Annotated in this window: 20 protein-coding genes, 2 tRNA genes and 1 riboswitch; of the genes, 13 read left to right on the forward strand and 9 right to left on the reverse strand. The window is 74.7% G+C overall.

What is annotated here, in order from left to right; all coding sequences use genetic code 11:
• The first annotated feature begins 13 nt into the window (after positions 1 to 13).
• Together ACPYO6_RS08645 and ACPYO6_RS08650 are read left to right on the forward strand one after the other, a co-directional pair.
• The gene (locus ACPYO6_RS08645) at positions 14 to 1,444 is read left to right on the forward strand and encodes an NCS2 family permease (RefSeq protein ID WP_425714473.1); all 1,431 of its coding nucleotides are present in this window, start codon (positions 14 to 16) and stop codon (positions 1,442 to 1,444) included.
• Positions 1,445 to 1,451: 7 nt separating this feature from the next.
• Positions 1,452 to 2,786 carry an MFS transporter gene (locus tag ACPYO6_RS08650; RefSeq protein ID WP_425714451.1) on the forward strand — a complete coding sequence of 445 codons (1,335 nt, stop codon included), beginning with the start codon at positions 1,452 to 1,454 and terminating at the stop codon, positions 2,784 to 2,786.
• A 49-nt stretch (positions 2,787 to 2,835) separates the two neighbouring features.
• On the opposite strand, the gene serC is transcribed toward ACPYO6_RS08650, so the two are convergent.
• Complete coding sequence (gene serC, locus ACPYO6_RS08655; protein WP_425714452.1) at positions 2,836 to 3,933, reverse strand: phosphoserine transaminase; 1,098 nt, start codon at positions 3,931 to 3,933, stop codon at positions 2,836 to 2,838.
• Positions 3,934 to 4,132: 199 nt separating this feature from the next.
• Between serC and ACPYO6_RS08660 the strand changes: the two genes are divergently transcribed.
• From ACPYO6_RS08660 to ACPYO6_RS08675, 4 genes are all read left to right on the forward strand, one after another.
• Positions 4,133 to 4,810, forward strand: a complete 678-nt coding sequence (locus ACPYO6_RS08660; protein WP_425714453.1) for an iron dependent repressor, metal binding and dimerization domain protein — start codon at positions 4,133 to 4,135, stop codon at positions 4,808 to 4,810.
• A 370-nt stretch (positions 4,811 to 5,180) separates the two neighbouring features.
• A riboswitch (cyclic di-AMP (ydaO/yuaA leader) is annotated at positions 5,181 to 5,329 on the forward strand.
• Between the two features lie 7 nt (positions 5,330 to 5,336).
• Positions 5,337 to 6,122 carry a C40 family peptidase gene (locus tag ACPYO6_RS08665; RefSeq protein ID WP_425714454.1) on the forward strand — a complete coding sequence of 262 codons (786 nt, stop codon included), beginning with the start codon at positions 5,337 to 5,339 and terminating at the stop codon, positions 6,120 to 6,122.
• Between the two features lie 3 nt (positions 6,123 to 6,125).
• The gene (locus ACPYO6_RS08670; RefSeq protein WP_425714455.1) at positions 6,126 to 6,932 is read left to right on the forward strand and encodes a C40 family peptidase; all 807 of its coding nucleotides are present in this window, start codon (positions 6,126 to 6,128) and stop codon (positions 6,930 to 6,932) included.
• Between the two features lie 223 nt (positions 6,933 to 7,155).
• A complete protein-coding gene (locus ACPYO6_RS08675; RefSeq protein ID WP_425714456.1) occupies positions 7,156 to 8,058 on the forward strand; it encodes a universal stress protein in 903 nt (300 codons plus the stop codon).
• Positions 8,059 to 8,180: 122 nt separating this feature from the next.
• On the opposite strand, the gene rocD is transcribed toward ACPYO6_RS08675, so the two are convergent.
• Both rocD and ACPYO6_RS08685 read right to left on the reverse strand, forming a co-directional pair.
• Complete coding sequence (gene rocD, locus ACPYO6_RS08680; protein WP_425714457.1) at positions 8,181 to 9,392, reverse strand: ornithine--oxo-acid transaminase; 1,212 nt, start codon at positions 9,390 to 9,392, stop codon at positions 8,181 to 8,183.
• Between the two features lie 2 nt (positions 9,393 to 9,394).
• Positions 9,395 to 10,042: a hypothetical protein gene (locus ACPYO6_RS08685; RefSeq protein ID WP_425714458.1), complete on the reverse strand. Its 648-nt coding sequence runs from the start codon at positions 10,040 to 10,042 to the stop codon at positions 9,395 to 9,397.
• Between the two features lie 143 nt (positions 10,043 to 10,185).
• On the opposite strand from ACPYO6_RS08685, the gene ACPYO6_RS08690 reads away from it, so the two are divergent.
• The 3 genes from ACPYO6_RS08690 (at position 10,186) to ACPYO6_RS08700 (ending at position 15,241) form a co-directional block, all read left to right on the forward strand.
• Positions 10,186 to 10,258 (forward strand) — tRNA-Arg (locus tag ACPYO6_RS08690).
• Between the two features lie 274 nt (positions 10,259 to 10,532).
• Positions 10,533 to 15,029 carry a hypothetical protein gene (locus ACPYO6_RS08695; RefSeq protein ID WP_425714459.1) on the forward strand — a complete coding sequence of 1,499 codons (4,497 nt, stop codon included), beginning with the start codon at positions 10,533 to 10,535 and terminating at the stop codon, positions 15,027 to 15,029.
• The gene (locus tag ACPYO6_RS08700; protein ID WP_425714460.1) at positions 15,026 to 15,241 is read left to right on the forward strand and encodes a hypothetical protein; all 216 of its coding nucleotides are present in this window, start codon (positions 15,026 to 15,028) and stop codon (positions 15,239 to 15,241) included. The genes ACPYO6_RS08695 and ACPYO6_RS08700 overlap by 4 nt, the downstream gene beginning before the upstream one ends.
• A gap of 186 nt (positions 15,242 to 15,427) precedes the next feature.
• Here the strand turns inward: ACPYO6_RS08700 and mscL are convergent, their stop codons facing one another.
• The 3 genes from mscL to ACPYO6_RS08715 form a co-directional block, all read right to left on the reverse strand.
• Complete coding sequence (gene mscL, locus ACPYO6_RS08705; RefSeq protein WP_425714461.1) at positions 15,428 to 15,814, reverse strand: large conductance mechanosensitive channel protein MscL; 387 nt, start codon at positions 15,812 to 15,814, stop codon at positions 15,428 to 15,430.
• An 84-nt stretch (positions 15,815 to 15,898) separates the two neighbouring features.
• Positions 15,899 to 16,552 (reverse strand): SAF domain-containing protein, encoded by a 654-nt coding sequence (locus ACPYO6_RS08710; protein ID WP_425714462.1) that lies wholly within the window; start codon positions 16,550 to 16,552, stop codon positions 15,899 to 15,901.
• A 95-nt stretch (positions 16,553 to 16,647) separates the two neighbouring features.
• Positions 16,648 to 17,028, reverse strand: a complete 381-nt coding sequence (locus ACPYO6_RS08715; RefSeq protein WP_425714463.1) for an FmdB family zinc ribbon protein — start codon at positions 17,026 to 17,028, stop codon at positions 16,648 to 16,650.
• Between the two features lie 130 nt (positions 17,029 to 17,158).
• Between ACPYO6_RS08715 and ACPYO6_RS08720 the strand changes: the two genes are divergently transcribed.
• On the forward strand, positions 17,159 to 19,999 hold the full coding sequence (locus ACPYO6_RS08720; RefSeq protein WP_425714464.1) for a penicillin acylase family protein: 2,841 nt from the start codon (positions 17,159 to 17,161) through the stop codon (positions 19,997 to 19,999).
• Positions 20,000 to 20,008: 9 nt separating this feature from the next.
• Here ACPYO6_RS08720 and ACPYO6_RS08725 read toward each other — a convergent pair whose 3' ends face one another.
• On the reverse strand, positions 20,009 to 20,686 hold the full coding sequence (locus tag ACPYO6_RS08725; RefSeq protein WP_425714465.1) for a 5-formyltetrahydrofolate cyclo-ligase: 678 nt from the start codon (positions 20,684 to 20,686) through the stop codon (positions 20,009 to 20,011).
• A gap of 127 nt (positions 20,687 to 20,813) precedes the next feature.
• Between ACPYO6_RS08725 and ACPYO6_RS08730 the strand changes: the two genes are divergently transcribed.
• Positions 20,814 to 21,434, forward strand: coding sequence for a GNAT family N-acetyltransferase (locus ACPYO6_RS08730; RefSeq protein WP_425714466.1), 621 nt, complete (start codon positions 20,814 to 20,816; stop codon positions 21,432 to 21,434).
• Between the two features lie 218 nt (positions 21,435 to 21,652).
• Here the strand turns inward: ACPYO6_RS08730 and ACPYO6_RS08735 are convergent, their stop codons facing one another.
• Positions 21,653 to 22,447 (reverse strand): hypothetical protein, encoded by a 795-nt coding sequence (locus ACPYO6_RS08735; protein ID WP_425714467.1) that lies wholly within the window; start codon positions 22,445 to 22,447, stop codon positions 21,653 to 21,655.
• Between the two features lie 211 nt (positions 22,448 to 22,658).
• Here ACPYO6_RS08735 and ACPYO6_RS08740 point away from each other — a divergent pair, with 211 nt between their 5' ends.
• Entirely contained in the window at positions 22,659 to 23,858 is a 1,200-nt protein-coding gene (locus tag ACPYO6_RS08740) for a hypothetical protein (RefSeq protein WP_425714468.1), read from the forward strand.
• Positions 23,859 to 24,003: 145 nt separating this feature from the next.
• A tRNA-Ala gene (locus ACPYO6_RS08745) sits at positions 24,004 to 24,076 on the forward strand.
• A gap of 254 nt (positions 24,077 to 24,330) precedes the next feature.
• On the opposite strand, the gene ACPYO6_RS08750 is transcribed toward ACPYO6_RS08745, so the two are convergent.
• Positions 24,331 to 24,624: a SemiSWEET family sugar transporter gene (locus ACPYO6_RS08750; RefSeq protein ID WP_425714469.1), complete on the reverse strand. Its 294-nt coding sequence runs from the start codon at positions 24,622 to 24,624 to the stop codon at positions 24,331 to 24,333.
• Positions 24,625 to 25,176: the final 552 nt, after the last annotated feature.

Raw genomic sequence — 25,176 nt, forward strand, 5'->3', positions numbered from 1 at the left:
ACCGGCGGACAACATGCTCGAGCGGCTGTTCAAGATCCGGCAGCGCGGCTCGACCCCGTGGCGCGAGGTCCGTGGTGGCCTCGTCACGTTCTTCGCGATGAGCTACATCATCGTGCTCAACCCGATCATCCTCTCGACGCCGGACTCGACCGGCCACTACCTCGGTGGTGGCACCGACGGCGCGAACTTCGCCGCCATCGCCGCCGGCACCGCGCTCGTCGCCGGCGTCATGTCGATCCTCATGGGATCGGTCGCCAACTTCCCGCTCGCGATCGCCGCCGGGCTCGGGATCAACGCCCTCCTCGCCTACACCGTCGTCAGCATGGAGGGCATGACCTGGGGCGACGCGATGGGCCTCATCGTCCTCGAGGGCATCGTCATCCTCGTCCTCGTGCTCACCGGGTTGCGGGAGGCGATCTTCCGCGCCGTCCCGCCCTCCCTCAAGACCGGTATCTCGGTCGGCATCGGCCTGTTCATCGCCCTCATCGGCGTGGTCAACGCGGGCATCGTCCGGCCCGGGGCGGGCACGCCGCTCGAGTTCGGCATCGGCGGCTCGATCGCCTCCTGGCCGCTCGTCGTCTTCATCATCGGACTCCTCCTCATCCTCGTCCTCATGGCCCGGAACGTGCGCGGCGCGATCCTCATCGGCATCGTCGTCGCCACCGTGATCGCGGTGATCGTCGAGGCGGTCGCGAGCCCGGGCGCGCAGACCCCCGACGGGTCGAACCCCGGCGGCTGGGGCCTCACCGTCCCGGCGATCGAGGGCAGCATCGTCCAGGTCCCCGACTTCGCCACGCTCGGCCAGTTCTCCCTGTTCGGGGCGTTCGAGAAGATCGGCTTCGTCGCCGTCCTCGTCCTCATCTTCTCGATCATGCTCGCCGACTTCTTCGACACGATGGGCACGATGGTCGCCGTCGCCTCCGAGGGCGACCTGCTCGACGCCGACGGCAACCCGCCGGCCACGCGTCGCATCCTCGTCGTCGACTCGATCGCGGCCGCCGCCGGTGGCGCGGGCGGTGTCTCCTCGAACACGTCCTTCGTCGAGTCCGCGGCCGGCGTGGCCGACGGCGCCCGCACGGGCCTGTCGACGATCGTCACGGGCGCCTGCTTCCTGCTCGCGACGTTCCTCGCGCCGCTCGCCGAGGCGGTGCCCTACGAGGCGGCCACCCCCGCGCTCGTCGTCGTCGGGTTCCTCATGATGCAGCAGGTCGTCGACATCCCCTGGAAGAACCTGTCGCTCGCGATCCCGGCCTTCCTCACGATCATCTTCATGCCGTTCTCCTACTCGATCGCGGTGGGCATCGGCGTCGGCGTCGTCGCCTACGCGATCCTCATGGCCACGACCGGCCAGGTGCGCAAGGTGCACCCGCTCATGTGGGGCGTCGTCGTCGCGTTCGCGATCTACTTCGCCCTCGGCCCGATCCAGGACCTGCTGGGGATCTGATCGATTGATGACGCAGGCGTCCACGGGCCCGAGGCGCGGGTTCCTCGGCTCGACGTTCCACTCGCTGCGGTACTTCAACTACCGGCTGTGGTTCTTCGGGTCGATGATCGCCAACACGGGCACGTGGGCGCAGCGCGTCGCCCAGGGCTGGCTCGTCCTCACCGAGCTGACGGACGACTCCGGCATCGCCATGGGCATCGTCACCGGGCTGCAGTTCCTGCCCGCGCTGCTGCTCAGCCCGATCGCCGGCGTGACCGCCGACCGGGTCGACCGGCGGAAGATGCTCATGCTCACCCAGGGGGCGATGGGCGCCCTCGCGCTCGGCCTCGGGATCCTCGTGCTCTCCGGCGCCGTCGAGCTGTGGATGGTCTACGGCTTCGCGTTCGCCCTGGGCTGCGCCTCGGCGTTCGACGGGCCCGTGCGCCAGACCTTCGTCTCCGACATGGTTCAGCCCGCGGACCTGCCGAACGCCGTGGGCCTCAACTCGACCTCGTTCAACCTCGCCCGCATGGTCGGACCGGGCCTCGCGGGCCTCGCGATCGCCTGGGTCGGGACGGGCTGGGTGTTCGTCGCCAACGGCGTGTTCTTCGGCGCGACGATCCTCGCCCTCACGCTCATGCGGGTCGGCGAGCTCAACCCGCGCGACGTCGTGCCCCGCGCCCGCGGCCAGTTCCGCGAGGGACTCGCCTACGTGCGCCACCGCTCCGACCTCGTCGTCGTCATGGTGACCGTCGGCGTCGTCTCCAGCCTCGGTATGAACCAGGCGGTCACCCAGGGCGTCATGGCACGGCAGGTCTTCGAGCGCGGCCCGGAGGAGTACGGGGTGCTCGGGTCGGTCATGGCCGTCGGGTCGCTCCTCGGGGCGCTCATGGCCACCCGACGACGCAACCCGCGGGTGCGGACCGTCATCCTCGCCGCGTTCGCGTTCGGGGTGGCCTCGCTGCTGTCCGCGCTGGCCCCGAGCTTCTGGTGGTTCGCGGCCTCGCTCGTGCCCGTCGGCTTCACGGTGCTCACCATGCTCACGTCCGCGAACGCCACCGTGCAGACGTCGACCGATCCCGCCTACCGGGGCCGCGTGATGAGCCTGTACATGATGGTGCTGCTCGGCACCGGCCCGTTCGGCGCGCCCCTGGTCGGCTGGATCGCCGAGCAGTTCGGCGCCCGCACCTCGATCCTCGTCGGGGCCGTGCCCTCGATCCTCGTGGCCGCGGTCGCCGCCCTGTGGGTCCGGCGCGCGTGGGACGTGCGGGTGGGGCTCGACCGCGAGCCGCGACGGCACCTCACCTACGAGGGGCCGCGCGAGCGTGCCGCCCGCGCCGCCGAGGAGGGGCGTCAGACCTGAGGATGCCGGGGGGCAGGAGCCTCCGCCGAGGTCGTGCCCGAGGCGCGGCTCAGCCCAGCGCCTCGACGACGTGGTCGATGCACGCCGTGAGGGCCTCGACGTCCGCGAGCGGCACGGCGGGGAACAGGCCGAACCGCAACTGGTTGCGCCCGAGCTTGCGGTAGGGCTCGACGTCGACCACCCCGTGCTCCCGCAGCACCGCGGCGACCGCGGCGGCGTCGACCCCCTCGAGGTCGACGGTCGCGACGACGGGGGAGCGGTAGGCCTCCTCGACGAACGGCGCGGCCCACGATCGCTGCTCCGCCCACGCGTACACGTGCGCGGCGTTCTCGGCCGACCGCCCGGCGGACCACTCCAGCCCGCCGCGCTCGAGCATCCAGTCGAGCTGCTCGGCCAGCAGGACGAGAGTGGCGAGCGCGGGGGTGTTGACCGTCTGGTCCTTGCGCGAGCTCGCGAGCGCCGCGCCGAGGTCGAGGAACGCCGGCACCCAGCGGCTCGCCGTCAGCTCCTCGACCCGCGCCACCGCGGCGGGGGAGAGGGTGGCGACCCACAGGCCGCCGTCGCCCCCGAACGCCTTCTGCGGCGCGAAGTAGTAGGCGTCGGTCGCGGCGAGGTCGACCGGGACCGCGCCGGCGGCCGACGTGGCGTCGACCAGCGTGAGCGCGTCCGCCCCACCGATCCGCTCGACCGGGGCGAGGGCGCCGGTCGACGTCTCGTTGTGCGGGTACGCGTGGGCGTCCACGCCCTCGACGGCGGACAGGCGCGCGATGGACCCTGGTGCTGCCTCGACCCGCACGCTGGGGGCGAGGAACGGCGCGCGGTCCGTGACGGTCGCGAACTTGCTCGAGAACTCGCCGTGCACCGCGTGCTGGGCGCGCTCGCGCACGAGGCAGAAGGCGGCCGCGTCCCAGAACGCCGTCGACCCGCCGTTGCCGAGGACGACCTCGTAGCCGTCCGGGAGCCCGAGCAGCTCCGCGACCCCCGAGCGCACCCGCGAGACGAGGCGCTCGACCGGCGCCTGCCGGTGCGAGGTGCCGAGCACGCCGGTCCCGGCGGCGGTCAGCGCCGCGAGCTGGCCGGCCCGGACCCGGGTGGGGCCGGAGCCGAAGCGCCCGTCGGCGGGCAGGAGGTGGGAAGGGATCGTCACGTCGGCCACCGGTCGATCATCCCACCGCAGCAGGGCCGAGGCTCCGGGCGTCCGCCGCCCGTGACCAGGCGACCGTCGCTCGTGGCCGGGCGTCTGCCGACCGGGTCGGATGTCGGGCCGGGCGGGTAAGGTCGAGGGTGTGCCCGGAGCGGGCACGCGGGGCAGCTGCCCCGCCACGTCCTCGTGCACCGGAGACACCATGAGCGATCTCATCGACACCACCGAGATGTATCTCAAGGCTGTCGTCGAGATGGAGGAGGAGGGCGTCCCGCCGCTGCGGGCGCGCATCGCCGAGCGGCTCGGTCACTCGGGCCCCACGGTCTCGCAGACCGTCAGCCGCATGGAGCGCGACGGCCTGCTCCACCTCAGCCCCTCCCGCGAGGTCGAGCTCACCACGGAGGGCCGCGACGCCGCCGTGCAGGTCATGCGCCGCCACCGCCTCGCCGAACGGCTCCTCGTCGACGTCGTCGGTCTCGACTGGGCGTTCGTCCACGAGGAGGCCTGCCGCTGGGAGCACGTGATGTCCGGACGGGTCGAGGAGCGCCTCGTCGACCTGCTGGGCGACCCGACCAACGACCCCTACGGCAACCCGATCCCGGGCACGGACGCCCCGGCGGCGGACCCGGGCATGACCTCGCTGTCCGAGGCGGTCGCCGACCTGCAGGACGGCGAGAGCCGCGAGCTCACCCTTGTACGCATCGGCGAGCCGCTCCAGGTGCACACCGGACTGCTGGCCGACATGCGCAGCGGCGGCCTGCTCCCCGGGGCGTCGATCACGGTCACGCGCCGGGACGACGTGCTCGAGCTCGACGCCGGGCAGGAGCTCGTGCTCGAGATGACGCCGGCCGACGGTCGTCACCTCGCCGTCGTCGCCTGACGCCTCCGCGCGACGAACGGCCCCGACGAGCCGCTCCCGCCCCGCCCCCGGGCGTGTCTCCCGCCCCGGCGCCGGGCGTGTCCTCGGCCCGCGCAGGTCACGGCCGATGTGGTTCCGTGACCTTCGGGTCCGCCCCAAGGGCGGGTCAAACCCTCAGGTGGCCGGGGTGTGGACAGAGCGTGACGGCGCGATCTCCCGCACGATTCCGCGGAATTCCGGCACCTGACCGGGGCCGCGTGTCCATTCCGTGACGTTCCACACAGTGTCGTTACCGAGGTGTGACTTTTGGTCTCGGAATGGTTACTGTCCTACCCGTGCCTCCCGCTGGGGGCGCACCCGGACGGACTTCGAGCCCTGTCGCCGCCCCGGGTAGGTGCGAACCACCGCGGCAGGGGCGGGGGAACCAGGTAGTACGGCCGGGCGACCGGTCTTGGGGTGAAGCGCGGCCTTCCGGGCTGCGCCGGACGCTCTCCCAGTCCGAACCCGACAGCTCACCCCGTAGAGGTCACAGGAGAGGTCCCCCATCGTGCAGAGCACTACCCGCCGCACAACGCTCGCCGCCGTCTCGGCGTCGATCGTCGTCGCGGTCGCCGCCTCGTCGGCATCAGCGTCCCCCGCCCCCGAGTCGGCCGTCGACAAGACCCAGGGCACGTTCGCCTCGGTCACCGACGCGGTGGTTCCCACGAACGCCGCGCTGACCGTGGCCGCCGACGCGGCCTACGACGTCGAGACCGCGTCCGTCTTCGGCACCGCCGACGCCGCCCCGGCCCCCGAGCCGGAGCCCGCGCCCGAGCCGGTCGTCCGCGAGGACGAGGCCGCCACCCGCGACGCCGAGCGCGAGCAGGTCGCCGAGGAGCAGGCCGAGGTCGCCGAGGCGCCCGCCGCGGATGCCCCCGTCGCCGAGCAGGCGCCGGCCGAGGCCCCCGCCGTCGAGGCCGCCCCGGAGCCCGAGGCCCCGGCCGCCGCCCCGTCGGCCGCCGGCAGCTCGATCGTCGCCATCGCCCGCCAGTACGTCGGCGTCCCCTACGTGTGGGGCGGCACCTCGCCCAGCGGCTGGGACTGCTCCGGCTTCACCTCCTACGTGTTCGCCCAGGCCGGGATCTCGATCCCGCGCTCCTCGGCGGCCCAGCGCGGCGCCGGCCAGGTCGTCTCGGCCGCCGAGGCCCGCCCCGGCGACCTCGTCTGGTGGCCCGGCCACATCGGTATCTACACCGGCGACGGCAACCACATCGCGGCCCGCAACCCGGGCACGCCGACCCACGAGTCGCCGATCTACCGCGCGAACCCCACCTACATCCGAGTGGCGGGCTGATCCATGACCACCACGTTCCAGGGTCTCCCCGCGCGCCGCACCGCCCTCGCGGCCGTCTCCGCCTCGATGATCGTCGCGGTCGCCGCGACCTCCGCCGCCGCCGACCCCGCGGTCGAGGCCGGCTCCAAGTCCACCGAGCGCATCTCGCAGGTCTCCGACCGCGTGGTCCCGACGAACGCCGCCCTGACGGTCGCCGCCGACGCCACGTACGACGTCGAGACCGCCAGCGTCTTCGGCACCGCCGACGCTGCCCCGGCCCCCGAGCCGGAGCCGGAGCCGGCCCCCGAGCCGGAGCCGGCCCCCGAGCCGGAGCCGGAGCCCGTCGAGCGCGAGGAGGCCGCGGCCTCCCGGACCGACGAGCGCGCGGAGGCGCCGGAGCCCGCCGTCGAGGAGGCGGCGCCGCAGGCCGAGACCCAGACCGAGGCGGCCACGCAGGCCGCCGCCGAGCCGGCCCCGGCCCCCGCGGCCAGCGCCTCGGGCAGCGCCGCGGTCTCGATCGCCCTCCAGTACCAGGGTGCGCCCTACGTCTGGGGCGGCACGAGCCCGTCCGGCTGGGACTGCATCGGTTTCGTCAGCTACGTCTACCGCCAGCTCGGCCACGAGGTCGGCAGCACGCCGGCCGCCGTGCTCTCCGCCGGCACCCGCGTGCCCGCCTCCGAGGCGCGTCCGGGCGACATCATCTACACGCCCGGCCACGTCGCCATCTACATCGGCGACGGACAGAACATCGGGGCCTGGAACGAGAGCATGGGCACCCGCGTGGGCCCGAACTCCTGGCTCGGCGCGCCGACCTACATCCGCGTCGGCTGACACCACCGCACCACCGACCTCGCCCCGTCCCGCCTCGAGCGGGGCGGGGCGTCGTCGTCGTGCCGTCGTCGTCGAGCTCGATGCCCGACGACGAACCCCGACGGCGAGGCCCGACCGCGCAGCGCACGGGAGATGCGCCCCCGTTCGTGACCTTGGTCCGGTCGCCGATCGCTCCTCAGGCGGCACAATGGTCCTGCACACGTCGCGAGGAAGGGTGAGTGCCATGACGCAGGACATCGTCGTCGGTGTGGACGGCTCGGAGATCAGCCTCGGCGCCCTGGACTGGGCCGCCCATGTCGCCGCGGTCCGCGGGCTCGGGCTGCACATCGTCTGCGCGTACCGGCTCCCCAGCTACATGGCCGCCGGCCGCGCGGGCACCGTCGTCGTCGACGAGGCCAGCGTGCGGGAGGCCGCCCAGGCGGTCGTCGACGACGCCGCGGCCCGCGTGGCCCACCACGGCGTTCCCGTGCGCACCTCGGTCGACCCCGGGGACCCGTCGGGCGTGCTCATCGAGCTGTCGAAGGACGCGCGGGCGGTCGTGTGCGGGACGCGCGGGGGCGGCGGGTTCACCGACCGACTGCTCGGCGCCGTGCCGTCCGCGGTGCCCGCCCACGCCCACAGCCCTGCCGTGGTCGTGCCCGCGCCGCGCGAGGAGCCGTTCGTGCCGATCCGGCGGATCGCCGTCGGCGTCGACGGCTCACCCTCCGCCCGCCTCGCGGTGACGGTGGCGCTCAACCTCGCCGAGTCCTTCGGGGCCGAGGTCCACGCCGTCGCCGCCGTCCCACTGACGGCCGGGGCGTCGGCGATGGCCTGGGTCCCCTCGACCGTCGACCACGAGGAGATCCTCGCGGACGTGCGTGCCTCGATCGACGAGGTCGTCGAGCCGCTCCTGGCCGGCCGGGACATCACCGTCCACCGCAGGGCCGTCGACGGGAACCCGGCGGCGGTCCTCGCCGAGGTTTCGGAGCAGGTGGACCTGCTCGCCGTCGGCAGCCGCGGGCGCGGCGGCTTCGCCGGACTCGTCCTCGGGTCCACCTCGCAGGCGGTCCTCGGGCACGCCAAGTGTCCCGTCATCGTCACGCCGTCCCGGGTGGAGGACGCGGGCCTGACCCCGGACCCGGCCTAGCCGCGGGACCCGGCCCCGGACCCGGCCTAGCCGCGGGACCCGGCCCCGGACCAGGCCGATGCGCGGCGCGGTCCAGGGGCGCGCCGGCGGGGGACGACGGAACGGGCCTGGCTCAGCGTCCGTCAGGCCGCGAGCTCCACGAGCGCCGCGCGCAGGGCGTCGAGCGCGGCCTCGAGGTCGGCCTCGTCGATCGTCAGGGGAGGGGAGAGGCGCACGGTGGCGCCGTGCGTGTCCTTGGCCAGGACCCCGCGACGCGCGAGCGCGACGCAGAGGTCGTGCCCGTCGGCGCGCCGTCCGTCCACCGTGAGGCCGCCCGGCAGGTCGATCCCGGCCCACAGCCCGATGCGCCGCGCGCGGGCGAGCAGACCGTCGGCCACGAGCGCGTCGAGGCGGGCCCCCAGCAGCTCGCCGAGGCGGGTCGCCCGGGCCTGGATCGTGCCGTCCGCCAGCAGCTCGCACACGGCGATCCCCACCGCGCACGCGAGGGGGTTCCCGCCGAAGGTCGACCCGTGGCTGCCGGGGGTGAGGACGCCGAGCACGTCCGCACGGCCGACGACGGCGCTGACGGGCACGATCCCGCCGCCGAGCGCCTTGCCGAGCGTGGTGAGGTCCGCGCGGACCCCCTCGAGGTCCTGGGCGAGGGTGGCGCCGGTGCGGCCGAGGCCCGACTGGATCTCGTCGAGCACGAGGAGCGCCCCTGCCTCCTCGGTGATCGAGCGGGCGGCCCGCAGGTAGCCGGCCGGCGGCACGACCACCCCGGCCTCGCCCTGGACCGGCTCGAGGAGCACCGCGACCGTGTCGTCGTCGACCGCGTCCGCCAGCTCCTCGGCGTCCCCGAACGGGACGTGGCGGAAGCCCGGCGTGTACGGGCCGTAGCCCTCCCTGGCGTCGGGGTCCGTGGAGAACGAGACGATCGTCGTCGTCCGGCCGTGGAAGTTGCCGTCGGCCACGACGATCGTCGCCCGCTCCGCCGGGACGCCACGGACCTGCGCGCCCCACCGACGGGCCACCTTGATCGCCGACTCGACCGCCTCGGCCCCGGTGTTCATCGGCAGCAGCATCTCGGTGGACGTCAGGTCCGTGGCGGCCGCCGCGAACGGCTCGAGCAGGTCGTGGTCGAACGCCCGGGAGACCAGGGTCGAGCGACCCAGCTGGGCGCGGGCCGCCGCGACGAGGTCCGGGTGCCGGTGCCCGAAGTTGAGTGCCGAGTAGCCCGCGAGGAGGTCGAGGTACCGCGCCCCGTCCGCGTCCTCGACCCAGGCACCCTCCGCGCGCACCACCGTCACCGGCAGCGGGGCGTAGTTCCGGGCCAGCCGGGAGGCGGGGGCGGGCACGGTCAGACCTCGGCGGCCCGCGCCGCGACCGGGGTGGCCGGCTCCGGATCCTCCGCGCCGTCCGGCACCGGCAGCGGCTCGGACGGCGGCAACGTCCGCGCGGAGGGGCTGATCCCGGGCGCCCCGGCGACCGGCGGGGCGCCCTCGTCGACGTCCGGCGCGGGGGTCAGCGCCGCCTCGACCTCGAGCAGCTCGAGCCCGCGCTCGAGGACCTCGGCCGGGATCGCCGGCATGGGGACGCCGATCGACGCGAGCGCCTCCGGCGAGGCGTCGCCCCAGTGGTAGGTCAGCCGGACGCGGGTGCGCGTGCCGCCCGGCCGCACGGCGGTGAGGTCGTAGCGCCAGCCCCAGCCGAGGCGACGATCCGGCGCGTTGACGATCCAGCCGATCGACCGTCCGGGGATGAAGTCGCTGACGGTGTTGACCGTCACGTAGTGGGCGCCCTCCTGGCCGTGCTGCATGTCCATCGTGAACTGGTCCCCGAGGGCCTCGATCGGCCGCGGCGAGCGCGCCCCGCGGAGCATGTCGCTGGCGTCGGCCGCCACGTGGAGGGCGGGCACGGACAGGACGCGCCAGATCGCGTCGATCGGTGTGTCCAGGACCTTCTCGATCACGAGCGCGGTCGGCGTCGTCGAGACGGTTGCGATCATCGGTGCCCCCGATCGTCGTGGCGCGACGTTGCGCCTGACGTGAAGCCTGCCACACGGGATGCCGTTCCGTCAGTCCGGGCCGCCATGTGGTCGGTCCGCGCGGGGCGGGCGGCCCGGGCGCGATAAACTTGGCGGGCCTTCTGGCCTTCGTAGCTCAGGGGATAGAGCACCGCTCTCCTAAAGCGGGTGTCGGCGGTTCGAATCCGCCCGAGGGCACGAGCGCCGCGGCGCCGACGTGACGCGCACGACCTTCAGGGGCTTGCGCGGACCGGTCGACGTCGGCAGAATGGGTGCTCGACGGAGCGTGACGCCTGCCCCCCCCTGCGCGTCACGCTCCGTTCTCATGTCCGCACCCTGCGAGGTCCCGACGACGAGACTCGTGGCGAGGATCCGTGCGGCGCCCGGGCCGCACGACGTCGCGGCACGACATCTCCGGCGGTGTGCGCCCGTGCTCCGCGCCCCACGCCGGTGCCCCGCCTACCCTGGTGGGATGACGCCTCCGCCGATCCCGCCCTTCCGCCGCGGCCGGGACAGCGACCGCTCGCGCGAGCGGACCGTGGCCCGGGGAGACCACGACCGGCCCGCCCGTCGCCCGGGGCGAGCAGCCCCCTCGACGCCGGAGGACCCGGCGAACGGTGACGTCCCCGAGCAGCACCCGGACGGTGGTGCGGGGGCGGCGCAGGAGGCGTCCGACGCGTCCGGGCAGGGCGCGGGCACGCCGTCGCCGCAGCGCCGCTCGAGCCGGACCGCCGTCGTCGCCCGCGCCGTCGAGCGGTGGGTCGCCGACCTCACCGCGCTCGGCGCCGAGGGCCTGGGGGACGACGACGACCTCGGGGAGGCCGTCCTCGACCTCACCCACGCCCACCCCGGCGGCACCGCCCAGCTCTACGCGGGTCGCCCCACGCGCCTGTCCAACCTCGTGCGGGAGCGCAACGCCGCCGTCGCGGCCCACCAGCACGCCCGGCTCGTCCGAGCCCGGGCCGAGGACCTCGCCCAGCGCTTCGGGGTGGCCCCGACCTACCTCGCGACCGGGGTCGCCACCTGGTCGGCGCTCCCGCCCCCGGTGGTCGACGGCGACGAGCACGACGCCGACCTCGACCCGACCGCGCCGCCCGCCGGCCGACGCGCGGACGAGGGCGCGGAGGCCCCGCTCGCGCGCACGATCCGCACGCCAGTCTTCCTGCGCGGCGTCCGCCTGCAGCCGGTCTCGGCCGACGGCGAGGTCGAGCTCACCCTCGAGCGCGCCGTCGAGCTCAACCCCGTGCTCGCCCGCGCGCTCACCGAGGCCGGCCTGCCCGGCGAGCCGACCGACCACCTCCCGGCGCTGGGACCGGCCTCGAGCCAGCGCGAGGCGCTCGCGGGGGTGGCCGAGCTCGCCGCGCGGTACCTGCCGGGCCTGGAGATCGAGGACCGGGTCGTCGTCGGCACGTTCCTGCACCCGGGACAGGTCGCGGTCGAGGACCTGAAGTCGATGGTCCCGCACCTCGCCTCGTCCGACGTCGTGGCCGCGCTGGCCGGCGACCTCGAGGCGCGCAGCACGCTCGCGACCACCCTCCCGCCCGACGACGGGACGGACCCGGACCCGGACGAGGAGCGCGCGGTCGGGGACGTCGAGGTGGCCGGCGAGCGCGCGGTGCGCCTCGTCACGCAGGGGTACCAGCTCGTCGTCGACGCCCCGCCCGGCGCGGACGACGTGGGCGTCGTCGCGGCGATCCTCGCGGCCTCGGCGGCCGACGGCCGGACCGTCGCCTACGTCCCCGGCGACCGGCGCACCGGCCGGTCGACCGTCGCCCATCTGCACGAGCTGGGCCTCGGCGAGCTCGTCCTCGACCTGCGGGCCGACGGCGGCTGGCGGGAGGAGGCCTCCCGGTCGATCCGCCGCGGCATGGAGGCGCCCGCCGTCACGGTCGACCAGGCGACGGTGGCCCGGACGCGCGAGGAGCTGCGGGCCACGCGCGCCGGCGTGCGCGAGCAGCTCGACTCCCTCCACCGCCGCCACGACGGTTGGGGCGTCTCGCTGTTCGACGCCCTGCAGGCGCTCGCCCGCCTCACCGCCCGCACGCCCGGACCCCGCACCGGTGCCCGCATCTCGGGGGAGGACCTGCGGGCGCTGACCGGGGACGCCCGACGCGGGGCCGCGGTCCGGCTCTCGCGTGCCGCGATCCTCGGCGCCTTCACGCTGCGCCGCTCGAGCACCCCCTGGTACGGCGCGCGGCTGACCACCAACCAGCAGGCCGCCGACGCGCTCGACCGGGTCCAGCGGCTCACCCGGGTCGAGCTCCCGGCCGTCGACGACCTCGTCCAGAGCACCGCCGTGCAGACCGGTCTCAGACGGGCCACCACCCTGCGGGAATGGCGCGAGCAGCTCGCGATGCTCGACGGCGTGGCCGACGCGCTCGACGTCTTCCTGCCGCAGATCTTCGAGCACTCCGCCGCCGACATGGTGGCGGCGACGGCACCGCGCAACGAGCGCCGCAGCCAGGAGGTCGAGCTGTCCGCGGGGATGCGCCGTCGCCTCACGCGGCAGGCCCGTGACCTCGTGCGCCCCGGCCGGTCGGTCACCGACCTGCACGCCGAGCTGCTGCGCGTCCAGGAGCAGCGGGAGATCTGGCGGCGCCACTCCACCGGCGGCGGCTGGCCCCGGCTGCCCGACGGGCTCGCCGACATCCGCGAGCTCGAGCGCGAGACGAGCGAGGACGTGGCCGCGCTCGGCGCGGTCCTCGAGCCCGACGACGACACCGTCGCGCTCGAGGACCTCGACCTGGCGGAGCTGCGGCGACGGATCGACGCCCTCGAGGCCGACACGACCGCGCTGCGGACCCTGCCGGAGCGGACCCGTCTCGTCGACGAGCTGCGCGCCGAGGGGCTCGGCGAGCTCGTCGACGACCTCGTCGAGCGGGCCGTGCCGGACGACCTCGTCGCGGACGAGCTCGACCTCGCGTGGTGGAGCTCCGTGCTCGAGCAGGTCCTCGCCGACGAGCCGGCGCTCGCCGGGCGCGACCCCGCCGAGCTGACCGCCGACCTCGCGGACCTCGAGCGGCGCGAGGCGGAGCAGCGGGCCACGCTCGTCCCGGCCGTGCGGTCCGCGACCGCCGACCGGCTGCGCCGCGCGGTGCGCACCCACCGGACCCAGGCGGCCCACCTGTGGGAGCAGCTCGCGGCCGACCGGGGGGCGACCCTCGGCCGGGCGCTCGCCGATCATCCCGAGGTGGCGCCGACGATCCGGCCCGTCCGGGCGGCCGCCCCGCTCCTGGTCGCGCAGATCATCCCGCCGGGCCCCACCGTCGACCTCGTCGTGCTGCACGGCACCGAGCTGCTGCCGCTCGCGCAGGTCGCCTCGGTGGCGGGCCGGGCGCGGCAGGTCGTCGTCGTCGGGGACGTGCGCCGTCACCCCGGCGGCGCCACCCACGCCCTCGCCGAGGTCCTGCCCGCCGTCGAGCTGCCCGCCGTGCGCGGGCCCCTCGTGCCCGGCGCGGCTCGGCTGCTCGCCACGCACGGCTACGAGGACTCCGTCGCCCCGGTCCCGTCCGTCCGCCCCGACGGCGGCGTCCGCCTCGAGCTCGTCGAGGGCTACGGGACGCCCCCGCCGGGCGAGGAGGTCGTCGAGAGCGTCGACGCCGAGGTCCGCGCGGTGGTCGACGCCGTGAGCCGGGAGGTGCACGACGCCCCGCTCGCCTCGATCGCGGTCGTCACCCCGTCCCCGCGGCACGCCTCGCGCGTCCGCGAGGCGCTGTCCCAGGCGGCGGCCGAGGACCCCGGCCTGGAGGCGGCGCTCGACCCCCGGCTCGTCGAGCCGCTCGTCGTGGCCGACCTCGCGGACGCCGGCGGTCTGCGCCGCGACGTCGTGGTGCTCTCGGTCGGGTTCGGCGCGAACGCGCACGGCCGGTTCGTCCACCGCTTCGGCGACCTGTCCGGCCCCGACGGCCGGACCCGGATGGTGACGGCGCTCGCCGCGCCCCGGGAGTCGCTGGTCGTCGTCTCGACGATCGGCCCCGGCGCCATCGACCGCACCCGTATCCACCACGAGGGCGCGCACATGCTCGCCGAGCTCCTCGACCTCGCCGGCGGTGCGGGGACCGTGCCCGACGCCGGGGCACCGGCCGACGCCGCGGGCGGGGCCTCCGGCGGGACCGAGGTCGCGGGCGAGCAGGCGGTCGGCGCCCCGCCCGCGGGCGAGGCCGGCCCGGATCCCGAGGTCGTCGCCGGAGCGAGCGACGGATCGACGACGGGCACCGAGCGCGCGTCGGCACCCGACGCCGAGGTGGAGCACGCCGCGTCGTCGGGCGCGGACGCCGAGGCCGTCGCCGCCGAGCGGCCGACGGACGACGCCGGGGTGGACCCGGGGGCGACGGCCCGGCTCGACGCCGTGGACGGGGGCGCCGTCGACGCGGAGGACGACGGCGACGAGCGCCCCGTCGCGGAGGACCTCGCCGACCCGGTCGCCGGCGAGGCGGCGCACGACGACGACACCCCCGACGACGACACCCCCGATCCCGTGCCGGCCTGGCTGCGCGAGGAGACGTACGGCGAGGTGCGGGCGGCGGAGACGACCGGGTCGCCCGAGGAGGACACCCGGGACGAGATCCTCGGCGACCTCGTTCGACGGCTGCGCAGGCTCGGCCTCGTCATCGAGGAGGACCTGCGCGGGGCGGTCGACGTGCCTCTCGCGCTCGGCCACCCGGACCTGCCGGGGCAGCGCCTCGTCGCGGTGCTCACGGACGCGGGGGAGGACGCCGGCGAGCACAGCCTGCGCCGCCGCCTCGACCGGGGCGCCGTGCTCGCGCGTGCGGGCTGGCGCGTCGAGCGCGCGTTCACCGTCTCGATCTTCCTCGACCCGCAGGCTGAGGCCGACCGCCTGCGCCGCGTGGTGCTCGACGAGGTCGCGGCCCGCCGCGGCGCGTACTCCGGGGTGTCCCCGGCCGCGCCGGCCACGGGCACGGACGCCGACGACGTTGCCGGACAGGGCACCGACGGAACCTGGCCGTGACCGGACGACGCCGACGGGTCATCGCCCTGTCGGCCGCCGACCGGCGCCGGCTGGCCGAGGGCGACCTCGTCCGGCCGGAGGATGCGTTCGACGCGCCCGAGCCGGTCGAGGACACCGCTGCGGCCGACGCGCCTGTGTCGTCGTCCGGTCCGCCCTCGGCCGCCGACCAGCGGCTCCTGCGCGAGGTCCCACCGCACTTCGGCCGCCTCTGACGTCTCCGACAGCTGGGACGCCTCGGACCTCCGGGGCGCCGCGAGCGCCGTCGCTCGTGCCGGGGGCGGTGCCGCGGACGCTGCCCGGGGCAGGAACGGGAACGGCCCACCGCCCCGCGGGGGGCGATGGGCCGTCGGTCCGCCGCCGGTGGGCGACGCCGGACCTGCGTGACGCGGAGGTACCGGTCAGACGTTGCGGGTGCGCAGGAGGTCGCGGATCTCCTCGAGGACGAGCACGTCGTCCGCCTTCTCCTCCGGCTCCTCCTCGTCCGTCTTACGACGCTCGGCGAGCTTGTTCATCGGCATGACCACCGCGAAGTACAGGGCGGCGGCGATGAGGAGGAAGTTGACGAGCGCGGTGACGATCGTTCCGGGCGAGATGGTGGCGCCGTTGACGACGAACTGGCCGATCGTGTCGAAGTTCGGCTGCCCGAAGATCGCGCCGATGAGCGGGAGCAGGACGTTGTCCGTGATGGCGGTGACGATCGGCGTGAACGCACCGCCGATGATGATGCCGACCGCCATGTCGATCGCGTTGCCGCGGGAGATGAACTCCTTGAAACCGTTGAGCATGCTGACCTCCGAGGATCTGTGCGGGTGGGACCGGGGGGTGACGAGAGTGGCGCCGGGTGCGCGCCGGCTCACGCCGGCCCCCGGTCAGCTCGGTCCGAGCACGACGCTCAGCGGGGTCCAGGCACTTGAGCCAACGAGGAGGGTAGCGGTGTCCGGCGTTGCAGAAACATACATGCGAGTGACGTCACTCTCGTCGCCGCCGCCGAGCAGACCACCCTCCTCGTCCTCGACGGCGCCCAGCACGAGCACGTTCTCGGCCACGACCTCGGCCGGTCCGCCGTCGGTGGGCGGGGCGAGCAGCGAGACGCGCAGCCCTGGCTCGGCGAGATGCGCGCTCCCGTCGTCCGCGACGAGCACCGCGACCACCACCTCGCCCGGCGCGGCGGCCACCCCGGCGCCGGCGAGCATCCCCTCGCCGAGAACCGTGCCCTCGGTGAGCCGTACGGCGAGGGGGCGGCCGACCACTGCCTCGACGTCGGCCGGCGCCCCTGCCGGCACGTCGCCCACGGGCAGGTCGCGGGTGCCGACGTCCCCGCGGCCGAGGACGTGGCCGGCCGGCAGGTCGGTGCTCAGCGCGACGGCCGTCGTGGTGGTCGGAGGTGGTGGGCTCAGCTCGCCGATCGCGACGGACGCGGCCCCGGCCAGGCACACCGCGGCGACGGCATGGCGCCAGCGCCACGCGCCGCGGCGCAGGCGGGCCCCGGCGCTGCGGGAGGGTGGGGAGGTGGCTCTCGTCATGCTCCGACGCTAGGCAGCGGGGAGAGCAGGAGGCCGCCGCGGCGTCGTCGCCTGTGGACGGGGCTTCGGCAGGGCGCGTTGTGCGCCCGGGTGGGTCAGGCGGCGGAGCCGGCCGCTGCCGTGCCCGAGGAGCCCGAGCCCGAGGACCCCGAACCCGAGGACCCCGAGCCGGCGCCCGTGGAGCCGGACGTCGACGCGGAGGCGGGTGCCGGCGTCGTGCCGGTCGAGGAGTCGGACGAGGAGCTCGACGAGGAACCGGCGACGCTCGACGACGAGCCGGATCCGCTCGAGCCGGACCCGGAGCGCGAGTCGGTGCGGTAGAAGCCGGAGCCCTTGAACACCACGCCGACCGAGCTGAACAGCTTGCGGAGGGCGCCGCCGCACTCGGGGCAGATCGTGAGGGCGTCGTCCGTGAAGGACTGCTTCGCCTCGAGCTCGTGGCCGCACAGCGTGCAGCGGTAGGCGTACGTCGGCACCTGGGAGGACCTCCGGTCTCGTGGGGCGGCGCTAGCAGTCGGCCCCGTCGAGTGCCAATGCTAGCGCCGTCGGCTCGACGCGCGCAGTGACCTGCGTCGCCGGTCGACCCGCGCGCCATACGCTCGGGCGGTGGCAGCCCGATCCTCGTCCTCCAGGTGGCGCACCGCGCTCGTCAGTCTTCTCGCCGTGGTGCTCGTCCTGTCCGTGGCGGTCGTCGCGGTAGCGACCTACCTCGTCCGGCGACCCCTGCCGGACCACTCGGGGGAGCAGCAGGTGCCCGGCCTCACCGCCGAGGTCGAGGTGCTGCGCGACGAACGGGGCGTGCCGCACCTGTACGCGGAGACCGACGAGGACCTCATGGCGGGGCTCGGGTTCGTGCACGCCCAGGACCGGTTCTTCGAGATGGACTACCGGCGCCACGTCACCTCCGGTCGGCTCTCGGAGCTCGTCGGCGACGTCCCCGCTGCGGTCGAGGCCGACATGGTCATCCGCACGATGGGCTGGCGGGAGGTCGCCGAGGAGGAGTGGGAGCTGCTCACCGAGGAGTCCCGAGCGCTGTACACGGCCTACGCCGACGGCGTGAACGCCTACCTCGACGGCCGCGAGGCCTCCCGGCTCGGCCTGGAGTACACCGTCCTGTCCCTCAGCACGGACGTCGAGGACATCGACCCGTGGACGGGCGTCGACTCGCTCGCCTGGCTCAAGGCCATGGCCTGGGACCTGCGCGGGAACTACAACGACGAGGTGGCGCGCGCGGGCGCCCTGCGGCCGATGTTCGGCGACGTCGAGGTCGTCGACGGCCTGTTCCCGGCCTACCCTGCCGAGGAGCACGCCCCGATCCTTCCCGAGGGCGGCGACGGGGGCGGGGAGTCGGCGTCCGCCGCCCCGGCTCCGGGGGACGGCGAGAGCCCGTCGGGGGAGCCCGGCGAGAGTCCCTCGGGTGACTCGGAGGCGCCGACCGAGGAGACGGACGCCGACGCCGCACCGGACGCGCAAGCCGTGCCGGGTGCCGAGGCCGGCACAGAGGTCGACACCGGTCCGGGCGCCGCCCCGATCCCGGGGGCCGGGCCGCTGGGCGGCGCCGTCACCGACCCGATCGCGGGGACAGCCTCCTCACTGACCTCGCACCGGGCGGGCGACGCCGTGAGCTCGGCGGGCAGCGCGCTCGACGCCGTGCCGGTGCTCCTGGGCGAGGGCGACGGCATCGGGTCCAACTCGTTCGTCGTGGCCGGGGAGCACACGGCGACGGGGGAGCCGATCCTTGCCAACGACCCGCACCTCGGGCTCGAGCAGCCCAATCTCTGGTACCAGGTGGGCCTGCACTGCGTGGAGCTGGACGCGGACTGCACGTTCGACGTCACCGGCTTCTCGTTCGCCGGCATGCCGGGCGTCATCATCGGCCACAACGACCAGCTGTCCTGGGGGCTGACGAACCTCGGCGCCGACGTCATGGACCTCACGCTCGAGCGGGTGTTCTCCGACGGCACCTACCTCCGCGGCGAGGAGCGCCTCGCGCTCGAGCGACGCACGGAGACGATCCTCGTCGACGGCGGGGACCCCGTCACCCTCGAGGTCCTGTCCACCGAGGCGGGGCCGATCGTCTCCGAGGTGCTCGGCGACACCCGGGCGGCCGCCGGTGTCCCCGTGCCCGAGGACTCGCCCGAGGCGCACTTCGAGGGGTACTCGGTGGCGCTGCAGTGGACGGCACTGACCCCCGGCCGGACCGGGGACGCGGTGTTCGCCCTCAATCGCGCCGCGACCGCCGAGGACGTCGCGGCCGCGGCCGAGCTGTTCGAGGTCCCCAGCCAGAACATCGTGTTCGCGACCGCCGACGGCGACATCGGCTACCAGGCGCCCGGCCGGATCCCCGTGCGCGGCGAGGTCCCGGACGCCGAGCTCCCCGCCGACGGCTCGTGGCCGCGCCCCGGGTGGGACGAGCGCTACGCCTGGCAGGGGTTCGTCGCGCCGGAGGACATGCCCGCCGCGCTCAACCCGGCCGAGGGGTTCGTCGTCGCCGCGAACCAGGCGGTGCTCCCGCCCGGGACGGAGCCGTTCCTCACGGGGGACTACGACGCGGGGTACCGCTCGCAGCGCATCCGCACGCTCCTCGAGGAGCGGCTCGCCGCGGGTGAGCCGCTGACCGTGGACGGTGCGAACGAGATCATGCTCGACGACGCCAGCCCGTTCGGCGAGGTGGTCGTGCCCTACCTCCTCGAGGTCGACGTCGAGGACCCGTTCGTGGCCGAGGCCGTCGCCCTCCTCGAGGACTGGGCGGAGCAGGGCTACCCGAACGACGTGGACTCCGCCGGCGCCGCCTACTTCAACGCCGTGTGGGTCGAGATCCTCGCGATGACCCTCGGTGACGAGCTGCCCGACGCGCAGGCGCCGAACGGTGGGGACCGCTGGCTCCTCGTGCTCGAGCAGATGCTGGCCGAGCCCTCGGACCGCCACTGGGACGACCGGACCACCGTCAACGTGGTCGAGACCCGGGACGAGATCCTCGGCCAGGCGCTCGTCGAGGGGCGCCACCAGCTCACCGCCCGCCTCGGGAAGGACCCGTCGACCTGGCGCTGGGGCGACCTCCATGTCTTCGCGCCGCAGCACCCGGTGCTCGGCGGGGACGGGGTGCCCGGCCTCGTGCGGCGGTACGTCAACCCCGAGCCGGTCGGCGTGCCCGGCGGCTCGGCGGTCGTCAACGCGACGAGCTACAGCACCTCGGCCCGCGACGAGTACGGGCGGCCGAGCTACGCGGTCACCGCGGGACCGTCGATGCGGATGGTCGTCGACATGGCGGACCTCGACGCCTCGACCTGGGTGACCACCTCGGGGACGAGCGGGCACCCGGCCTCGGCGCACTACACGGACCAGGCCGAGGCGTGGGCCGAGGGCGAGACCTTCCCGTGGGCGTTCAGCCGGGCGGCGGTCGAGGAGGCCGAGGACGACCGGTTCGTCCTCACGCCCGGCGGCTGAGCGCCGGGATCAGGCCCCGCGCGCGGGTGCGCTGTCCCCGCTGGCCGTCGTCTCGTACGGGTCGTCGGGCGGCAGCAGGCTCGTGGTCCCCGAGGGCTGGACGACGCCGGCCACCCGGACGTCCTGCGGGCCGTGGGGGAGCGGGCCGTCGACCAGCTCGTCGTCGAAAAGGACGGCCCAGACCGGCGTGCTCGGCGGGAGGTGCTTGAGCACCCGGTCGTACCAGCCACCGCCCTGCCCGAGTCGGTTGCCCTGTCGGTCGACGGCCAGGGCGGGGACGACGACGACGTCGGCCTCCGCGATCGCCTCGGATGGCATCGGGTCGCCGGAGGGCTCGAGCGGGCGGCCCGGGGCGCGCTCCGCGAGGTCGTCGGTGCCGCGGAAGGTGGCCCAGGCCCGGGCGAGCCCCGGCCCGAGCGCCGGCAGGAGGATCCGCACGCCCGTCTCGTGCAGGGTCTCGATCGTCGGGAGCGACGGCGGCTCGGCACGGCGGGAGACGTGGTGCGCGACCGTCCGTGCGCCGTCGAGCAGCGGGAGCACGTGGCGGGCGATCGCGATCCCGTCCCGGGCCCGGTCGGTGTCCTGCCGTCGCGCGCGGTGGTCCCTGACGGTCGCCCGAAGGATCTGCTTCGCGTCGTCGACCTCGAGATGGTCGACGCGCGGAAGGTCAAGGATGCGCCGGTGCATGGCCACCATCATGCCAAGGATCGGGGTCCGAGGCGCGGCGACCAGGGGGGAAGATGCCACCGTTTCGCCCCCGGCGTAGGCGGTGGCGCGGCGGTGCCCGACGTGGGCGGGCCGTACCCTCTCAGGCGTGCCCACGCCTACCACCTGGCCCGTCGAGCTGCACGACGACGAGCTGGTGCTGCGCGGCCTGCGCCGCCGCGACCGACGCCCCTGGCAGGCGCTGCTCGAGTCGAACCGGGCCTGGCTCGAGCCGTGGATGGCCGGGTCACCCGCGCCCGGGCGACCGATGAGTGTCGGTGAGCAGGTCGTGGCCAACCGCAGGGCGGCACGCGCGGGGGAGGCGCTGCCGTTCGTCGTCGTGCTCGGCGGCGAGATCGTCGGGGCCGTCACGGCCCAGCCGGTCACGCGCGGGTCCAGCTGGACGGCATCGATCGGGTACTGGGTGTCGAGGCACGTGGCCGGGCGGGGGATCGCGCCCCGGGCGGTCGCGCTCGTGGCCGACCATCTCATCGACGAGCTCGGCATCCACCGGGTCGAGATCGACGTGCGGCCGGAGAACGCGGCGAGCCTGCGCGTGGTCGCCAAGCTGGGCTTCACGGAGGAGGGCCCGAGGCGGGGGCTCATCTTCGTCGACGGCGACTGGCGCGACCATCGTTCGTTCGCGCTGCTGGCCGGGGACCACGGGCGCGGGCCCGGGGCGGTGCGGCGCCATCTCGACGGCGGTTCGTCGTCGGGCGGGACGGACTGACGCGAGGTCGCGGGACCGACCCGAGGTCGCGGGACCGACCCGAGGTCGCGGGACCGACCCGAGGACGCGGGACCGACCCGAGGACGCGGGACCGAACGGCCCGAGGGCGAGGCGCCGGTCGAACCCGGCCCGGCCCGGCGGTGGAACGGGACCGGCCCCGCCCCGCGGGTGCGGGACGGGGCCGGTGAGTGCGCGGCGCGCGGGGCGCCGGCGGCGGACTACTCGACGGTGCCGGTGAGCTCGCCCTCGAACTCCTCGCCGAGACGCTCGCCGGCGTCGTCGCGGGGCTCGTAGGACACCTCGACCGTGAAGGCCTCGCCCGGCTGGTAGAGCATGACCTCGCCGACCGAGTACTGCTCGCCGGTGCCGAGGACGTAGGTGTCCTCGCCGAGCGAGTCGCCGTTGACCGCGTTGTCGTTGACGCCGTTCTCCTCGAGCAGGTCGGTGTCGGAGACGGACGGCTGCTGCATGTAGGGCCAGGTGTCGTAGCTCAGGCCCGCGTCGACCAGCCCGTAGGTCAGGGTGATCGGGTCGCCGTTGTTGGTGACGACGTAGTTGAGGATGAGGACCTCGTCGCCCTCGTTGACGATCGGCTCGTCGGTGTCCGGGTCCGCCCAGATGCTCGAGCGCGTCGCCTGGCCGGTGCCGACCTGGTAGACGTCGACCGTCACGTCGCCGGCCTCGATCGTGCCGAGTAGCTCGCCGTCCTCGGTGACCTCGTTGGCCCAGGGAGCAGCGGAACCGGCGCCGGCGGACGCACCGCCCTCGTCGCTCGCGGACTCGCTCGGGGACTCGCCGCCGGCGGCGTCGTCGGAGGGGGTCTCCTCGGACTCCGACTCCTCGTCCTCGGAGGGGGTCTCCTCGGACTCCGACTCGGTCTCCTCGGTGGTCTCCTCCTCCTCCGGTGCCTCCTCGGAGGTCGGCTCCTCGGCGGGCGTCGCGTCCTCGCCGTCGCTCCCGCAGGCGGCGAGCGTGAGGGCGGCGGCCGCGGCGAGCGCGACGCTGGCGGTCATCCTCCGGGTGGTGGTGCGCATAGGGCTGGAGCTCCTGTGATCGTCGGGTGGGGATGCGGGGCGGCGGGCGCCCGGCTGCATCGGCCCCGGGGGGCTCGTCGCAGCGTAGCCAGGGGCGCCGTCCGATTCGGCGCAACGGTGCGGAATGCGGTCGCTGTCACGTCCGCGCGCCTCCCGGATCCTGCCCGCGCGCCGACCTAGCGTGGGATTCGTGGATCTTCAGGGCTACGTCCTCGCCGCGGCGGTGGTCATGCTCCTGGTCTACGCGCTGCCCGCCGTCGCGGACCGCCGTCGCCTCATGGCCGCCACGCGGCTCGAGGACCGGTACTCCGACCGGCTGCGGGTCGTGGCGACCGTCGGTGACGGCGGGCGCCGGGGTCGGGCCTCGCCCGGCCATCCCGGTCGGGTCGCGCGCAGCGCGGCCGACCGACCCACCGCACCGCTGCTGCTACCCGTCGGACCGGAGTCACGCGCCATGAGCACGATCAAGCCCCGCCTCTCCGAGCCGGCGCGGCGTGCCCGCGACCTCGCCCATGCCCGCTCGCAGCGGGCTGCCCGGATGAGTCGACGCGACGCTGCCCGCAACCGCCGCACGATGTACCAGGTGGTCCTCGGACTGCTCGCCGTCGCCGCCTGGGCGCTCGTGCACTACGCCGGCTGGCACCTGGCGGCCGCGATCGTGCCGAGCCTGCTGCTCGTCGCCGTCGTGGCCCTGTCGGTCCGGGCGGCCGGCGAGCGGCGGATGCTCAACTCGGTCGACCGCGCCGAGATCCGTCGGATCGACGGGGAGCTCAAGGAGCTCGCCCGCCGTCCGCGCGCGGCCGGCGAGCTCGAGGCCGGTGAGAGCGCCGAGGAGCGCGCGACCGGGGCGGGCCAGGACCGGACCCGCGCACAGCTGCCCGCCGCGGTCGGCTCGACGGACGCCGAGAGCCGTGCCGACGCCGAGCGCACGGACACGGACGAGCAGGAGGCCACGCCCGCCGGGCGCGCCGCCACGTCCGCCCCCGACGGCGTCGCCGCCCGCACCTGGGCCACGGTCGCCTCCGCGCAGCTCACCCCCCACAGCGACCCGCAGCCTGCCGCCGAGCCCCTGGGTCGGTCGGGCGAGGTCCGCGAGGACGGTCCTGCTCGTGCCCCCCGCACCGAGGACGCCCCGGGCGCGTGGACGCCGGTGCCCGTGCCTGCCTCGCGGTGGTCCGGCGACGGCTCGGGTGCGCAGCGCCGTACCGCCCCGGCCTTCGAGCCGCCCGTCGCGCCGTCCGCCCGCGTGCCGCTGCGCCCGACCCGGCCGAGCTCGGCCGGGTCCGTCGTGGCCGGCTCGGGCGCCGACGCCCCGGCTCCGGACGCACCGAAGGCCCCCGTCCTCGACCTCGACGCCGCACTCGCGCGCCGCCGGGCGAAGGGCGCCTGACCCGCACCTGCGGCCGGCCCTGCCGAGCGGTGGCGTTCGTCGTCGTCGGGGCCCCTCGGCATGACGCAGGACACGGATCGAGGCGCTGGTGAGGGGGTTGCGCGGTGCTAGACTTTTCTTCGCTCACCGGCCCGCCGGGGAGCATGGGGCTATGGCGCAGTTGGTAGCGCGTCTCGTTCGCAATGAGAAGGTCGGGGGTTCGAATCCCCCTAGCTCCACTCGAGTGGTTCGTGAGACAGCGACTCGTCAGCGGCTGGTTCCCCGGATGCGGGGAGCCGGCCGTTTCTCCGTCGGTAGGAGTGCGCGGGCGTCAGGGCGGTTGAGCTCGGACATTGATCTCGCTCCCGTCCGGAGCCTGCCAGGCTGTCGCGCGTCTGGCAGAGGAGGTCGCGCCGATTCTGATCCGCATGGTCAATCGCTTCGGGCCGACCGGACTGCCCTGCCGGGTCCGTTCGCGGTCGAGAGGTGCGACTCAGACGTCCGGTTCGGCTTGCGCGCTGCTCCTCTTGAGTTGGGCCGCAACGGCGATGGTCACGAGTGCCACGGCCGTGGCTACCGTGTTGGGGATGACGAGCGGCCAGTCGTGCCGGGCCAGTCCGTAGAAGGCCCACAGCAGGAAGCCCGGGATGAGCAGGGCGAAATAGCCGAGTGATACATCGTCGGCGGACCGAGTTCGCAGCATCCTGTGAATCTGCAGAGTCGGGGCGATCGCCATGACGACTCCCCACCCCGCCGCCGCCAGGCCAAGAACGTCGCTGAGCACCACGGGAGCCTCCTGCTGCTGACCCTGGCTCTGGTCCTCGTCCATAGTGCACGGGGGGCGACACGAAGATGCATCAAGACTATGTGAAGCAGCGCCCTCAACGTCGACATCGCCACCATCCTCCATCCGGCACTAACCGCATACACATACGCACATCTGATGACGAATCGTGTCTCGAGAAGTGACCGAGTATCACCACGCCTGCGTAGATTTGCAGCCAGCATCTCTTCGCCACGGCCGATGTTAGAAGGTCATGAGACGTGTGCATGCCCTGCGAAGGACACATTGCGCACAGTTGAGTCCCGGATAGTGGTGCAGCGCGGTGACCTCGTGGTCGTCTCAGATATGGGCGCGGTCGCCAGCGGCAAGATCAGTCTCAGGGGCACCACTTTGTCAGCATTGAGCTTCGGCTGTTTCCGCGCGAAACCGGCTCTTCACATTCGAGGGTGTAGTTGGGGTCGGAATCCGCCCGTCTCGAGTAGTGATCGGGCGATGTAATTGGTCAGGTTGCGGAAGCCGAGGGCCGAGCCGCGCAGGTGCTCGAGCCTGCCGTTC

The sequence above is a fragment of the Georgenia sp. Z1344 genome (assembly GCF_049856295.1).
Taxonomy (GTDB): domain Bacteria; phylum Actinomycetota; class Actinomycetes; order Actinomycetales; family Actinomycetaceae; genus JB111.

Excerpts from the sequence above, each read along its gene's own strand:
- ACPYO6_RS08645 (WP_425714473.1), top strand. The coding sequence starts at position 14 with ATGCTCGAGCGGCTGTTCAAGATCCGGCAGCGCGGCTCGACCCCGTGG.
- ACPYO6_RS08685 (WP_425714458.1), bottom strand. The coding sequence starts at position 10,042 with ATGATCGCAACCGTCTCGACGACGCCGACCGCGCTCGTGATCGAGAAG.
- mscL (WP_425714461.1), bottom strand. The coding sequence starts at position 15,814 with ATGCTCAACGGTTTCAAGGAGTTCATCTCCCGCGGCAACGCGATCGAC.
- ACPYO6_RS08725 (WP_425714465.1), bottom strand. The coding sequence starts at position 20,686 with ATGCACCGGCGCATCCTTGACCTTCCGCGCGTCGACCATCTCGAGGTC.
- ACPYO6_RS08675 (WP_425714456.1), top strand. The coding sequence starts at position 7,156 with ATGACGCAGGACATCGTCGTCGGTGTGGACGGCTCGGAGATCAGCCTC.
- ACPYO6_RS08695 (WP_425714459.1), top strand. The coding sequence starts at position 10,533 with ATGACGCCTCCGCCGATCCCGCCCTTCCGCCGCGGCCGGGACAGCGAC.
- ACPYO6_RS08710 (WP_425714462.1), bottom strand. The coding sequence starts at position 16,552 with ATGACGAGAGCCACCTCCCCACCCTCCCGCAGCGCCGGGGCCCGCCTG.
- ACPYO6_RS08670 (WP_425714455.1), top strand. The coding sequence starts at position 6,126 with ATGACCACCACGTTCCAGGGTCTCCCCGCGCGCCGCACCGCCCTCGCG.
- ACPYO6_RS08650 (WP_425714451.1), top strand. The coding sequence starts at position 1,452 with ATGACGCAGGCGTCCACGGGCCCGAGGCGCGGGTTCCTCGGCTCGACG.
- ACPYO6_RS08735 (WP_425714467.1), bottom strand. The coding sequence starts at position 22,447 with ATGACCGCCAGCGTCGCGCTCGCCGCGGCCGCCGCCCTCACGCTCGCC.
- ACPYO6_RS08660 (WP_425714453.1), top strand. The coding sequence starts at position 4,133 with ATGAGCGATCTCATCGACACCACCGAGATGTATCTCAAGGCTGTCGTC.